Here is a 13,396-nt window from a genome sequence, read left to right as displayed (position 1 = left end):
ACCCCTTGTGCCGCATACATTGGAAACAAGCCCATACAGAAAGAAGTGGGATCCAGATGAAAGAAATCATACACGTTTTACCGGACTCGATTCAAAAGATCATCACCTCTTTAACATCAACAGAGGAGATTGAAGAGATCCGCATTCGAGTCAACAGACCGTTAGAGATTGTGAGAAATGGACGACCTTTCAATCCATCGAAAACTGGAAGAGAACCTTACATGGTCACCCTTGAAGATGGAATACACCTGATGAATAAACTGAGCCAATTCTCCTTGTATGCTTTTGAAGAAGAGTTGCGGAGAGGTTATATCACGATCAAAGGTGGTCACCGAGTAGGGCTGGCGGGAAAAGTGATAACCGAAAAAGGACAAGTCAAAGCAATTCGGGATGTGAGTTCATTCAACATCCGGGTTGCAAGACAGAAGCAAGGAATTGCAGTTCCACTGGCTCCCTATCTTTACAGCAAGCGGTGGCTGAACACTCTTATCATCGGTCCGCCTCAATCTGGGAAGACAACCTTACTCAGAGATTTAGCCAGAGTGGCCAGTGAAGGCTTGCCACAATGGAAAATTGAAAGCTCGAAGGTGGGGATTGTGGATGAGCGTTCTGAAATTGCAGGTTGCATCCAAGGTGTGCCCCAACATGAGCTCGGTTCAAGGGTCGACGTACTCGATTCCTGCCCGAAAGCAGAAGGGATCATGATGATGATTCGCAGTATGAGCCCTGAAGTGATCGTAGTAGATGAAGTCGGGCGGCAGGAGGATGCGGAATCAATACTGGAAGCTCTCAATGCTGGCGTGCAGATGATCATGACAGCCCATGGATACAGCATCGAAAACGTATTGAAACGTCCGACACTCAAGAAACTGGTGGATATCCAGTTGTTTGATCGGTTCGTAGAAATGTCGCGCGTACACGGGAACAACCGGATCAAAAGAATTCTCGATGCTGATTTGAAACCGATCCAAGTCTCGTATAAAGAGAGGATCTCACGATGAACATGATCGGAGCGCTTTGTATTATTCTTGCGACAACGTGGGCTGGTTTCGAATGGGCGAAACGAATGCAGGAGCGGCCTCGTCAATTGCGACAATTGAAAGTCGCTCTCCAATCATTAGAAGCAGAAATCGTTTATGGGATGACACCATTATATGAAGCGTGCACCCATTTATCCAAACAAATGAAGGAACCGCTGTCCCTCTTTTTTGAACAACTTGCTTCACGATTATATACAGGTCACACAACCGTCCAGAAAGCCTGGGAGGAAAGTTTGGAAGTGATTCAGAGACACACTGCTTTCCAAAAGGGTGAGCTGGAGGTGTTGAAGCAGTTCGGAGCAACACTTGGGAGGCACGACCGTGAGCACCAACAAAAACAAATCAGACTCACGATCGTCCATCTTGAGCGCGAGGAGAAGGAAGCCGTAGAAATTCAGCACCGTTATGAAAACATGGTGAAAAGTCTCGGGTTTTTGACCGGTTTGCTGATTGTCATATTGCTCATCTAGTTGGAGAGGAGAAACAGAAATGCCATACGATGTGAACACCATTTTTCAAATTGCTGGAATCGGTATTGTGATCGCGATGTTACATACCGTGTTGAAACAGATGGGGAAAGAGGACATTGCGCATTGGATCACTTTAATCGGTTTCGTGTTGGTTCTCTTTATCGTCATCACTCTTTTAGACGATCTGTTCCAACAAATCAGAGGTGTGTTCCTCTTCCAGGGATGAGGAGGGGTTTGAAATCGAAATCATCCAAATCGTCGGTTTTTGCCTGATTGCGACTTTTCTGACCATCATCATCAAAGAACAGAAGCCCGCGTTTTCGTTTCTGATCGTCCTGTTTGCAGGTGCAGCGGTCTTTTTATTCTTGATTGGAAAAATCCAGACCGTCATCACGATGCTGGAACGCCTTGCGACGAATGCGAACTTGAATATGGTGTATGTGGAGACGATCCTGAAAATTATCGGAGTTGCCTATATCGCTGAATTCGGTGCTCAAATTACGAGGGATGCGGGTCAAGGGACGATGGCGTCCAAAATCGAATTGGCAGGCAAAGTATTGATACTGGTCATGGCCATTCCGATTCTTACTGTTCTTATTGAAACGATAATCGATCTGCTGCCAAGTTAGGGGGGAATGATGTGGCAAAACGTTCAAATCCAACATTCTTTACCGTACTCTTGATGGCGATCGTTTTTTTTACGTTGATGGGACAACCTGTGCCTAAAGTGATGGCCGAAACGAATGGCAGCGATCCGTTGAAAGAAAGCTTGCAGATTGAAGAAGAACATTTTGACGATATACGGGAGTATTGGAATGAAATCCGTAATAAATACGGGGGATTTTTACCGGAAAGTCAGAAGGGGAGCATCCTTGAATTCATCCAAAGTGACAAAGATTTTTCATTCAAGGAGTGGGGAATCGCCCTTCTGAAATATCTCTTCCATGAGATTTTGAGCAATGGCAAATTGCTTGGAATGCTGATCATGTTGACATTATTCAGCATGCTGCTTCAAACGATGCAGAACGCGTTTGAGAACCAGGCGGTCAGCCGGGTCGCTTATGGGATGGTTTACATGGTCCTGATCGTCATCGCCTTGAACAGCTTCCATGTCGCGGTTTCGTATACAACGGATGCGATCCAAAACATGAACGCGTTCATCGTTGCCTTGATTCCATTACTACTCGCCTTGATGGCAACGACAGGAAGCCTGGTGTCGGTCGCTTTTTTCCATCCGTTCATCATCCTTCTCGTCAACACGAGCGGGATGTTGATCCAGCACTTTGTGTTGCCGCTCTTATTTTTATCGGCATTATTAAGCATCGTCAGTACGTTGACCGACCACTATAAAGTCACTCAGCTCGCCAATCTGTTACGGAATGTCGCAATCGGGGTGATGCTCGTCTTTTTCACCGTATTCCTCGGTGTCATCAGTGTTCAGGGGGCATCAGCTGCTGTTGCAGATGGAGTTGCAGTTCGGACGGCGAAATTCATCACCGGCAATTTCATCCCGGTCATCGGGCGAATGTTCACCGAAGCGACGGATACGGTGTTAAGTGCCTCTCTTCTATTAAAAAACACCGTCGGGATCGCTGGAGTCGTCATCCTGATCCTTTTATGCGCATTCCCGGCATTGAAAATCCTATCTCTCGTCTTAATCTATCAAATTGCTGCTGCCGTCTTACAACCTCTTGGTGGAGGTCCGATCATCCAATGTCTCTCTATCATTAGTAAAAATGTCATGTTCATCTTCGCTGCTCTTTCCATCGTATGTTTCATGTTTTTCCTGGCTGTGACGATGATGATTGCTGCTGGTAATCTGACATTGATGATGAGGTAGAAAGGAAGGAGGGAGTTCTCTATGTCTTTCATATATGAATGGGTGACGAACATCATCCTCATCATTCTCTTGGCGACGATCTTGGAACTCTTACTCCCTTCTTCCGCGTTCCAAAAATATGTGAAGGTCGTCATCGGACTTTTGTTGATCATTTCGATTTTGAATCCATTGATCAAGTTCTTCTCTGTCGATCTCAACTCCCAGTTGGCTTCGTTCCAGGTAGAGGGGAGTGAAGAGGACCAAGCTCAGCTGAAAAATTTGATAGAAAACAAGAAAAGTGAAATACAAGCCTCACAAGATGCATATATTTTAGAACAAATGGCTGTCCAATTACGCCAGCAGGTGGAAGGAAAGCTAGAAGAACAATTTGATAAACGGTTAAAGGATGTGGTAGTTCAAGATCAATCCCAGAACGACTCGGGAAAAGACCAATGGGTCGTCCGCGTAACCGTGGAATCCTTTGAAGGGGAACAATCGATTGAAGTGGTCAGGGAAGTCAAGATTGATACATCGACATCCCTCCAAACGGAGGAGGAATCTCCTGATCTGGCTGAGATTGAACAATTCCTTTCGAAAGTATGGGAAATACCGACAGACCAGATTGTACTAGTAGAGGAAGGAGGATCGTAATGCAATATGTCTGATGACAAAAAGAAGAATGACTGGCTCAAATCGATTCTGAAGCCGACGAAAGAGGGGAAGAAGCTCAACCGGAAATCGCAATACATTTTATTAATCCTAGGATTCGGGGTTGCCATGATGCTCATTCAAAACCTGATTCAATCTCCAGAACCGACATCAGTCATGAATATGGCAGCGGGTGATCAGGAATCGAAGCCAACATTCTCAATGGGAAAATCAGACGATCCTTCATCCTTGATCCGGGAACTTGAAGAGCACTATGAAAACCAATTGAAAGAGCTCCTGGATGAAATGATTGGAGTACAAGATGCTGAGGTGATGGTCATTTTGGACTCTACCTTCCGGAAAATCGTAGAAAAAGAAATCAGCAAGCAAGAATCTACCACAGACGAAACAGACAAAAATGGAGGGAAACGCAAATCGACGACAAGTCAGACAGATGAAAAAGTCATCATCATTGATGGGAAGGGTGGCAAGGAGCCGTTCATCGTCAGTGTGGAAAAGCCTCAAGTGACAGGCGTATTGATTGTCGCGGATGGGGCCGAAAACCTTCAAGTGAAAAATTGGATCATTGAAGCTGTATCGAGAGTTTTCGATATGCCAAGTCACAAAGTCAGTGTTATTGCGAAAAAGCAGAAGGGGGAATAAGGAATGTTATTGAAGAAACAAACAGTTTGGTTGTTGACGATGTTGAGCTTGATCATTGTGTTGTCTGTTTACTACATTACAAGCCCTGAGCAATCTCCTGCGGATCTTGCCACTGAACAGAAGGATGGTAAAGAAGCCAGCAAAGAGGGCGCTGAAGCGGATGGCAAGTCTGTCGTCTCTGAAATCAACAGTGATGAATTGTTCATGGAACTACGCATGAAGATTCAAGACAAACGTTCTCAGCTTGCACAAAAATACAATGAAGTCATCGCCTCCACAAGCGTTTCAGCGGAAGTACAATCTGAAGCATTGGATCAACTGACCGCTTTACAGGAGCTCGCAATGAAAGAAGATACGCTCGAAACATTGATCAAAGGCATGGGCTATGAAGATGTCCTCGTCAACACGATGGGTGAGGAAGTGACGATCATCGTCCGCGTCGATGAGAAGCTATCTGCTCAAGAAGCGAATGCCATCATGCGTAAAGCGAAAGAACAACTTGGTGAGAAGCAAGTGGCAGTCCAATACCAGGCCGCAAAGAATTAAACCGAAATTCGAAAACTATATTAAGCATTTGAAACAGCCCGAGGAATCGGGCTGTTTTTCATTTGCCGTACCAGGCACCGATTACAAACGCCGTGGTATCAACGGTCTTGAATCGGTGCCTGGCACCATTTCAAAACCCTTGGTACATAAGGCCTCACAAAATGTACCTGGTACGAAATCGAAAGCGGTTTCTTTCTACAACTACACTGTTCAAGAGGATTATGGTATGATATAAACGAATTAGCACCTGCTCCCATAATAAGGTGTTAAGTTTTAGGTGCCATCTTTTATGCTATAATAAATCATAACCGTAGACATTTAGAAGGAGTGGAAGCAATGCTCAAAATTCAAGAAATTCGAGAATTGATCAAACTAATCGATCAATCCTCCATCAACGAATTCGAATATGAACAAGAAGGTGCAAAAATCAGCTTGAAGAAGGGTGGAGGCGAAACAGTCGTCCAACAAACCCCAGCTCCTCAAGCACGTGTAGAACAACCAGCACCTGCTCCACAACAGCAGCAACAAGCTCAACCAGAGCAAAAGGAACAAAAAGAAACTGAAAAGAGCGAACCAGTCAAAGAAATGGACGAATCTTTACATAAGATTGAGTCACCAATGGTAGGAACATTCTATTCTTCACCATCTCCTGAGGAAGATGTATATGTGAAGTCTGGAGACAAAGTTTCCAAAGACTCCATCGTCTGCATTATTGAAGCGATGAAATTGTTCAACGAAATCGAAGCAGAGGTTAATGGTGAAATCGTGGAAGTACTCGTAGAGAATGGTCAACTAGTGGAGTATGGACAACCATTATTCCTTGTAAAGAAACAATAGGTGATGCATATGATCAAAAAAGTTCTGATTGCTAACCGAGGAGAAATTGCCGTCCGAATCATCCGTGCATGTAAAGAGATGAACATTGAGACGATTGCCGTTTATTCAGAAGGGGATAAAGAATCGCTCCATGTCCGTATGGCTGATGAAGCATACTGCATCGGACCGATTTTAGCGAAAGAAAGTTACTTGAACTTCACGAACATCATGAGCGTCGCGACACTAACTGGTGCGGACGCTATCCATCCAGGATACGGATTCCTTGCTGAAAACGCAGATTTCGCTGAGATCTGTGCAGAATGCAACATCACATTCATCGGCCCGAGTCCGGATGCTATCAACCGTATGGGAACAAAAGACGTTGCTCGTACGACGATGAAAGAAGCGGGCGTACCGATCGTTCCGGGATCTGAAGGAATCATCGAATCCCCTGAAGAAGCGATTCAGTTGGCGGAAGATATGGGCTACCCTGTCATCATCAAGGCAACTGCCGGCGGTGGTGGTAAAGGGATCCGTGTCGCACGCACTGAGCAAGAGCTTGTCAAAGGGATCAAAATGACCCAGCAGGAAGCGGCTTCCGCTTTCGGTAACCCTGGCGTCTATATTGAAAAGTACATCGAGGATTTCCGTCACGTAGAAATTCAGGTTCTTGGAGACAATCATGGTAATGTCATTCACTTAGGTGAACGTGACTGCTCCATCCAGCGTCGTCTGCAGAAGTTGTTGGAAGAAACACCTTCTCCAGCACTTGATCCAGATAAGCGTGAAGAAATGGGGCAAGCAGCTGTCAGAGCTGCAAAAGCCGTGGATTACTCCGGTGCAGGTACCGTCGAATTTATCTTCGAATCAAACACAGGAAACTTTTATTTCATGGAGATGAATACACGAATCCAAGTTGAACACCCTGTTACTGAAATGGTTACAGGAACAGACTTGATCAAGGAACAAATTCGAGTGGCGTCCGGTGAACGTCTATCACTTGCCCAAGAAGATGTTACGTTCAATGGATGGTCCATCGAATGCCGGATCAATGCCGAGAACCCGGACAAGAATTTCATGCCATCAGCTGGTAGAATAGAAATGTACCTGCCACCAGGTGGACTTGGAGTACGAGTTGACTCTGCAGCATATCCAGGATATTTCATCCCACCTTATTATGACTCGATGATTGCGAAGGTCATTACGTACGGAAGTACGCGTGATGAAGCAATCAGAAGAATGAAACGCGCATTAAGCGAGTTCGTCATTGAAGGGATCGATACGACAATTCCTTTCCACCTTCGATTATTGGATCACGAAGCTTTCAATAGTGGAGAATTTAACACGAAGTTCTTGGAAATGTATGACTTGACATCAAAATCAGCTTCCAGTGGAGGTGAGTAGAATGAACGAATATCAAACATTTGAAATGGAAGAGAAAGATTCAGATTTAGGAAAAGTTGAAATCTCACCAGAAGTGATCGAAGTGATTTCAAGCATCGCTGCAACTGAAGTGGAGGGCGTGTCCTCCATGCGTGGCAATTTTGCTTCCGGAGTTGTTGAGCGCTTCGGGAAAAAGTCACTCGGTAAAGGGGTAAAAGTTGAACTTACCGAAGATGGAATCAACATCGATGTGTTCGTAACGATGAACTTTGGAGTTTCCATTCCGGATACAGCAGAAAAGATCCAGGAGAACATCCGCCACACGCTGAACACTATGACAGCTTTAGAGCCGAACCGTGTTGATGTTCATGTAGTTGGTGTCCAATTCGAAGGAAAACCGGACCCTCTAGAAGAAATCGAGGAATATTAAGATTGAACTGACTCGGATGTGAGACCCTTATGCCCTTTTTCATCGGGGAAAAGGATGTCCAACGTCCGGGTCAGTTTTTTATATTGGATTTGTATATTGATTTTAAACGAAATTCACGATACTCCTGCGGAAACAGAAAGTTAGGTCTCCAATGGATCTTCGACTGCTTTAAGGAACTTCGACTAAGTACCATCACGTCCTGTGATGAACGTGGAAGTCAGCACAAGGAATGCTCCTCTGAACTCTCATCGCAGACACGAAAATGTATCATTTTTGTGTTGACATTCTGTGCAAATAACGCTTAATCCTCAGAAAAATGGTGTATGCTGTTAAGGGAAGAATCTCTATGCTATCATCAGATAGAGAAGAAATGAAAGGAAGTATCAAATCATGAAAAGAAGGATTGCAAGGGAGAAGGCATTACAGTCCTTATTCCAAATAGATGTAAGTGAATTGGACCGAGATGAAGCGATCGGTCACGTATTAGAGGAAGGCGAAGAACGTGATGCTTTCCTGATCCAATTAGTAGAAGGTACGCTCGACAACTTGGAACCAATTGATGAAATAATCAAGCGTCACCTGGAAAATTGGAGCTTTGAAAGAATTGGAAACGTCGACCGTTCTGTCCTCAGATTGGCCGTTTACGAAATGAAGTATTTAGAAGATATTCCAATCAACGTGACATTCAACGAAGCGATCGATCTTGCCAAAACATTCGGGGGAGACGAATCCGGTCGATTTGTAAATGCGGTCCTTTCAAAAATAAGCAAAACAATCCAATAGCGGAGGGGATATGAATGGTTGCAGAGCTTATCAAAGGGAATGAAATCGCTCAAGCGAAAAGGAACGAGATGAAAGAAGAAGTCAGTCGTTTGAAAAAAGAGGGGATTGTACCAGGCTTGGTGGTCATCATCGTCGGTGAGAATCCTGCCTCGCTTTCCTATGTAAAGGGAAAAACGAAAGCTTGTAAACAAGTCGGGATTGACGGAAAGCTTATTGAACTTCCGGAAGAGACCTCTGAGGAAAAACTGCTAGAAGTCATTCATCAATATAATGAGGATGAGTCCTGTCACGGCATACTCGTCCAACTGCCTCTACCTGACCACATCTCTGAAACAGCCATCATAGAAGCCATTTCACCAGAGAAGGATGTGGATGGATTCCACCCAATCAATATTGGAAGGATGATGACCGGGCAACGTGCATTTTTACCGTGTACGCCTTATGGCATCATCGAAATGGTCAAAGCGAAGAACATCACCATCGAAGGAAAGCATGTCGTTGTGATCGGACGAAGTAACATCGTCGGAAAACCCGTCGGACAGCTTTTCTTGAATGAGCATGCAACCGTTACATATTGTCACTCCAGAACACCGAATATGAAAGAGATAGCCAAGCAAGCTGACATACTCGTCGTTGCAGTCGGCAAAATGAATTTTATCGGGAAAGATTACATCAAACCAGGAGCTGTCGTCATTGATGTCGGAATTAATCGTAAAGATGATGGTAAGCTGACGGGTGATGTGAATTTTGAAGAAGCAGAAGAAATCGCGGCTTATCTGACACCTGTTCCAAAAGGGGTAGGACCGATGACCATAACCATGCTGCTTCAAAATACGATTCTTTCTGCGAAATGGAGTCATCAAGTAGGTGTACATTAATGCAACAAGATCGTTATATCAGTATTACAGAACTAACCCGTTATATTAAAAGAAAATTCGATCAAGACAGGACGCTTCAGGACATCTGGCTACGCGGGGAACTATCGAATGTAAAGTTCCACAGTCGCGGTCATATGTATTTTACGGTAAAAGATTCGAACAGCCGGGTCAATGCGGTCATGTTCGCTGGGAACAACCGTTTTCTGAAGTTCAGACCAGAAGAGGGTATGAAAGTCTTGATACGCGGTGAAGTTTCCGTTTACGAACCGCACGGACAATATCAATTATATGTAAAAGAAATGCAACCAGATGGAATCGGAAATCTGTTTTTAGCATTTGAAGAACTGAAGAAAAAGCTGGACTTTGAAGGTCTTTTTGCTGAAGAGACGAAAAAACCGTTACCAGCAATGCCAAAACGGATCGGAGTCATCACATCCCCGACAGGAGCGGCTGTACGGGATATTTTGACGACCATCAAACGTCGTTTTCCGATCGCAAAAGTGACAGTCATGCCTGTGCTCGTACAAGGACCGCATGCAGCCCCTAGCATTTCCCATGCAATCGACTACGCGAATGAAAAAGGGACCTGGGACGTCCTGATCGTGGGACGGGGTGGTGGTTCTATTGAGGAATTGTGGGCGTTCAATGAGGAAATTGTCGCCCGAAGTATTTACAAGTCACAAATTCCGGTCATTTCGGCAGTCGGACATGAAACCGACTTTACGATTGCTGATTTTGTAGCGGATGTAAGAGCAGCTACACCAACAGCAGCGGCGGAACTCGCAGTGCCTCATATTGAGGAGCTGGAAGAGCGGATCCGACAAAGGGAATTGCGTCTGACTAGAGCAGTTTCTGAACATGTGAAGAGCATGAGAACCGAGCTGAACCGGCTCCAACGTTCCTATGCATTCAAGTACCCGACTCAGCTTGTCAAACAGAAGGAACAAGATCTGGATCGGCTGATCGAGGGTTTACAAAAAAGCAAAACGAGAGCGTTCACAAGCAAAAAAGAGCATATCGGACGCTTACATGATCGCTTGCAAAGGAATCATCCAGCCAAACTGCATCAACAGTCAAAAGAGAGGCATCAATCCCTTGTACGCATGCTGCAAAAAGAAATGCGCACCAGCTATGAACAACACAACGCTGCATTCAAAGAGAAAGTCGGAAAGTTGAATGCGCTCAGCCCGTTAAGCATTATGGAACGAGGATACAGCCTCGCTTACCATGAAGGACAAGAAAAGCTCATCAAGAGTGTAAGCCAGGTACAACCTGGAGATCCGATTTCGGTTCGTTTGAAGGACGGGAAACTGGATTGCCAAGTTTGGGGACTTGAGGAGAGTGAAAAGTAATGGAAGAGAAGAAAGAACAATCATTTGAAGAAGCGATGCAAGAGCTTGAAGAAATCGTTGGCAAACTTGAAGAAGGTGACGTACCGCTCGAGGAATCCATCCGACTATTTCAAGAAGGAATGAAGCTTTCAAAGCAATGTCACGATAAATTGCAGCATGTGGAAAAGCAAATGGATGAATTACTGAAAGAAGATGGCGAAACTGAGCCGTTCACGATACAGGAGGACGAATAGGTGGATCAGGAAAGGTTTTTGGAGCTCCTACAGGAGAAGAAAAACTTCATAGACGACGCTCTGCCTGCGAAAGTGGAAGCGCTGAATGCCCAACCTACGTTGAAAGAATCCATGCTTTACTCCATTCTAGCTGGCGGAAAACGCTTAAGACCCACACTGCTACTCATGACGATTGAGGCGTTTGGGAAAAACAGCAAGCTCGGGCTGGATGTCGCTTGTGCAGTCGAGATGATCCACACGTACTCCTTGATTCATGATGATCTTCCTGCAATGGACGATGATGATTTCAGAAGAGGCAGTCCGACCAACCATAAGATTTATGGAGAAGCGCTTGCGATCCTTGCGGGTGATGGTTTACTCACTTATGCATTTGAAGTGATCTCCCGTTCCGAAAGCCTTGACAGTGACACGAAAATCGATTTGATCACCCATCTATCCAATGCCGCAGGTCCTGAAGGAATGGTGGATGGACAAGTAGCGGATATGGATGGAGAAGGTAAATCGCTTACGATTGAAGCTCTAGAGAACATTCATCGTAAGAAAACAGGTGCATTGCTTGGGTACTCCATATATGCAGGAGCGAGAATTAGTGGAGGTACGAAGGAACAGATGGAACATCTCGTCAAATTCGCACATTACCTTGGTCTCGCTTTCCAAATTCAGGATGACATTTTGGATGTTGAAGGCGATGAGGATAAGCTTGGAAAACCGATTGGCAGTGATGTTGGCAACAATAAGAGTACATACCCACATCTGCTAACATTGTTAGGTGCGAAAGAACAACTGCTTGATGTGGTGAAAGAAGCCAAGAGACATCTGCATAAAGCGAACATCGATCATAGTTGGCTCGAGCATTTTACAGATTATATGATTAGCAGAGATCATTAGAAATATTGAGCGAAATACGTGAATATGGTATATTATAATTACATGAGGAGTGGTGCAGTATTCTAGTCAGTCTCCCATTTCTGAGGGCGGGCCTAAAAATCCGCCAAAGGGCACATCGATGAAGTTCCTTGTATAGGCTCGAGGCGCCCAGCTTTGGGTCTACACTGGGAGTTAAGGCTAAAGGGCGATCCACAAAGGCATGTGGGCGTTGACCCTTTTGCCGCGGAGGACCTCAACTTTGCGATTTGCGTGCTAATACCTTATTGCGAACTGAGGTTATAAACCTGCTTTCATCGGTTTTTTCGGTCGCTAGAAACTATCGGTGAGCAGCGTAGCCTGCCTTGAGTGGGATTTGAGGGGATTATGGAAGAGGATGAATTTCTGGTTGGCCGCCGAAAGGATTCCATACCATATGAAATCAATCCTGCGAAAGAGGCTAGGGAATGGTAAAGACTGTCGAGGAAAACTCCTAGACTGTTCCATGTGACATTCAATGAGGATTATAGTGCGGACTAAGTGGTAATCTAGTCTGACGATTGGTGACAACGTCAAGAGGGGATTAAAGGGAAACCTCCAGTGTGGCAACGCACTGGTACCCCTCTGGGAAAACCTACTGGACCTAAGCCGCAGTGTTTACTCACTGAATGACCACTCCACCATACATATCCAATAAAATGTTCAAAAGAGATGGACAATCCATCAACCTTTTGAACACTTTTATTATATGATGTTATATCATCAAAAAAATTAGTTGCCGTCCATCTGGTTACCAACTACCGGACTTAGGGTAAGGGACTAGAGCGGCTGTTTGAGGGATTAAGGAGCATACATGAATAAAGTTCTAACGAAATCATTAAAATGGAGTTCTGGAATTGCCGTTATCACGCTAGTGTTAGCGGCTATTTTTTCAATTGTCTCAACATTGCTCATCGAAGGTGTCGTATGGGCGATCGGAGTTATGATTGTATTTTTAATCGTGCTTATCGGTATTGTATTTGATATTATAGGGGTTGCAGCAACTGCAGCAGATGAAGTACCATTCCATGCTATGGCCTCAGAAAAGATCAATGGCTCACGACAATCGATTACGATCTGTCGGAATGCCGACCGTGTGGCAAGCTTTTGTAATGACGTGATCGGGGATATTTCTGGTATAATTAGCGGGACTGCATCCGCTGCGGTCATCGTACAACTTGCACGAACATTTGGCGGAGATGATGCCTCCGCATTTCAATATACCGTTTCGATTGTGTTCACAAGTGTAGTAGCTGCACTTACTGTTGGCGGGAAAGCTCTCGGCAAATCATTTGCCATACATTTTTCTACTTCCATCATTTTTCAGGTCGGGAGATTAATCTACTTCTTTGAGGAAAGATTAAAGTTAAAGAAATTTGTTCCTCAACAACCCGCTTCAAACAAGTTAAAGCGCAATACGAAAGGAAAGTGA

Annotated in this window: 17 protein-coding genes; all 17 read left to right on the top strand. The window is 44.8% G+C overall.

All coding sequences use genetic code 11. The features are described 5' to 3' along the window. Window positions 1–56: 56 nt before the first annotated feature. The 17 genes from spoIIIAA (at window position 57) to ACSVDE_RS09300 (ending at window position 13,396) form a co-directional block, all read left to right on the top strand. The gene (spoIIIAA, locus tag ACSVDE_RS09380) at window positions 57–1,001 is read left to right on the top strand and encodes a stage III sporulation protein AA (protein WP_439300661.1); all 945 of its coding nucleotides are present in this window, start codon (window positions 57–59) and stop codon (window positions 999–1,001) included. After that, the gene (gene spoIIIAB / locus ACSVDE_RS09375; RefSeq protein ID WP_439300660.1) at window positions 998–1,510 is read left to right on the top strand and encodes a stage III sporulation protein SpoIIIAB; all 513 of its coding nucleotides are present in this window, start codon (window positions 998–1,000) and stop codon (window positions 1,508–1,510) included. Before spoIIIAA ends, spoIIIAB begins: the two co-directional genes overlap by 4 nt. 19 nt (window positions 1,511–1,529) lie before the next feature. Further along, on the top strand, window positions 1,530–1,736 hold the full coding sequence (gene spoIIIAC / locus ACSVDE_RS09370) for a stage III sporulation protein AC (protein WP_221565492.1): 207 nt from the start codon (window positions 1,530–1,532) through the stop codon (window positions 1,734–1,736). 13 nt (window positions 1,737–1,749) lie between these two features. Beyond that, window positions 1,750–2,139, top strand: coding sequence for a stage III sporulation protein AD (spoIIIAD, locus tag ACSVDE_RS09365; protein WP_439301967.1), 390 nt, complete (start codon window positions 1,750–1,752; stop codon window positions 2,137–2,139). A 53-nt stretch (window positions 2,140–2,192) separates the two neighbouring features. Beyond that, window positions 2,193–3,350, top strand: coding sequence for a stage III sporulation protein AE (spoIIIAE, locus tag ACSVDE_RS09360; protein WP_439301966.1), 1,158 nt, complete (start codon window positions 2,193–2,195; stop codon window positions 3,348–3,350). A 21-nt stretch (window positions 3,351–3,371) separates the two neighbouring features. After that, entirely contained in the window at window positions 3,372–3,980 is a 609-nt protein-coding gene (gene spoIIIAF / locus ACSVDE_RS09355) for a stage III sporulation protein AF (protein WP_439300659.1), read from the top strand. Between the two features lie 6 nt (window positions 3,981–3,986). Further along, window positions 3,987–4,640 (top strand): stage III sporulation protein AG, encoded by a 654-nt coding sequence (gene spoIIIAG / locus ACSVDE_RS09350; RefSeq protein WP_439300658.1) that lies wholly within the window; start codon window positions 3,987–3,989, stop codon window positions 4,638–4,640. 3 nt (window positions 4,641–4,643) lie between these two features. Then, the gene (locus ACSVDE_RS09345) at window positions 4,644–5,186 is read left to right on the top strand and encodes a SpoIIIAH-like family protein (RefSeq protein ID WP_439300657.1); all 543 of its coding nucleotides are present in this window, start codon (window positions 4,644–4,646) and stop codon (window positions 5,184–5,186) included. Between the two features lie 336 nt (window positions 5,187–5,522). Next, complete coding sequence (gene accB, locus ACSVDE_RS09340; protein ID WP_439300656.1) at window positions 5,523–6,023, top strand: acetyl-CoA carboxylase biotin carboxyl carrier protein; 501 nt, start codon at window positions 5,523–5,525, stop codon at window positions 6,021–6,023. 9 nt (window positions 6,024–6,032) lie between these two features. Beyond that, a complete protein-coding gene (gene accC / locus ACSVDE_RS09335; RefSeq protein ID WP_439300655.1) occupies window positions 6,033–7,406 on the top strand; it encodes an acetyl-CoA carboxylase biotin carboxylase subunit in 1,374 nt (457 codons plus the stop codon). A 1-nt stretch (window position 7,407) separates the two neighbouring features. Continuing rightward, window positions 7,408–7,815, top strand: coding sequence for an Asp23/Gls24 family envelope stress response protein (locus tag ACSVDE_RS09330; protein WP_226546408.1), 408 nt, complete (start codon window positions 7,408–7,410; stop codon window positions 7,813–7,815). 390 nt (window positions 7,816–8,205) lie between these two features. Then, the gene (nusB, locus tag ACSVDE_RS09325) at window positions 8,206–8,598 is read left to right on the top strand and encodes a transcription antitermination factor NusB (protein WP_439300654.1); all 393 of its coding nucleotides are present in this window, start codon (window positions 8,206–8,208) and stop codon (window positions 8,596–8,598) included. A 14-nt stretch (window positions 8,599–8,612) separates the two neighbouring features. After that, window positions 8,613–9,476, top strand: coding sequence for a bifunctional methylenetetrahydrofolate dehydrogenase/methenyltetrahydrofolate cyclohydrolase FolD (gene folD / locus ACSVDE_RS09320; protein ID WP_439300653.1), 864 nt, complete (start codon window positions 8,613–8,615; stop codon window positions 9,474–9,476). Then, window positions 9,476–10,828 carry an exodeoxyribonuclease VII large subunit gene (gene xseA / locus ACSVDE_RS09315; RefSeq protein WP_439300652.1) on the top strand — a complete coding sequence of 451 codons (1,353 nt, stop codon included), beginning with the start codon at window positions 9,476–9,478 and terminating at the stop codon, window positions 10,826–10,828. The genes folD and xseA overlap by 1 nt, the downstream gene beginning before the upstream one ends. Beyond that, entirely contained in the window at window positions 10,828–11,061 is a 234-nt protein-coding gene (locus ACSVDE_RS09310; RefSeq protein ID WP_226546404.1) for an exodeoxyribonuclease VII small subunit, read from the top strand. Before xseA ends, ACSVDE_RS09310 begins: the two co-directional genes overlap by 1 nt. Further along, window positions 11,062–11,949, top strand: a complete 888-nt coding sequence (locus tag ACSVDE_RS09305; RefSeq protein WP_439300651.1) for a polyprenyl synthetase family protein — start codon at window positions 11,062–11,064, stop codon at window positions 11,947–11,949. Between the two features lie 829 nt (window positions 11,950–12,778). Then, complete coding sequence (locus ACSVDE_RS09300; protein ID WP_439300650.1) at window positions 12,779–13,396, top strand: hypothetical protein; 618 nt, start codon at window positions 12,779–12,781, stop codon at window positions 13,394–13,396.

This window comes from Pseudalkalibacillus sp. Hm43, from assembly GCF_051842935.1.
Classification (GTDB): Bacteria; Bacillota; Bacilli; order Bacillales; family Fictibacillaceae; genus Pseudalkalibacillus.
The sequence above is the reverse complement of the archived record's forward strand: the minus strand, read 5'-3'. Positions and strand labels throughout refer to the sequence as shown.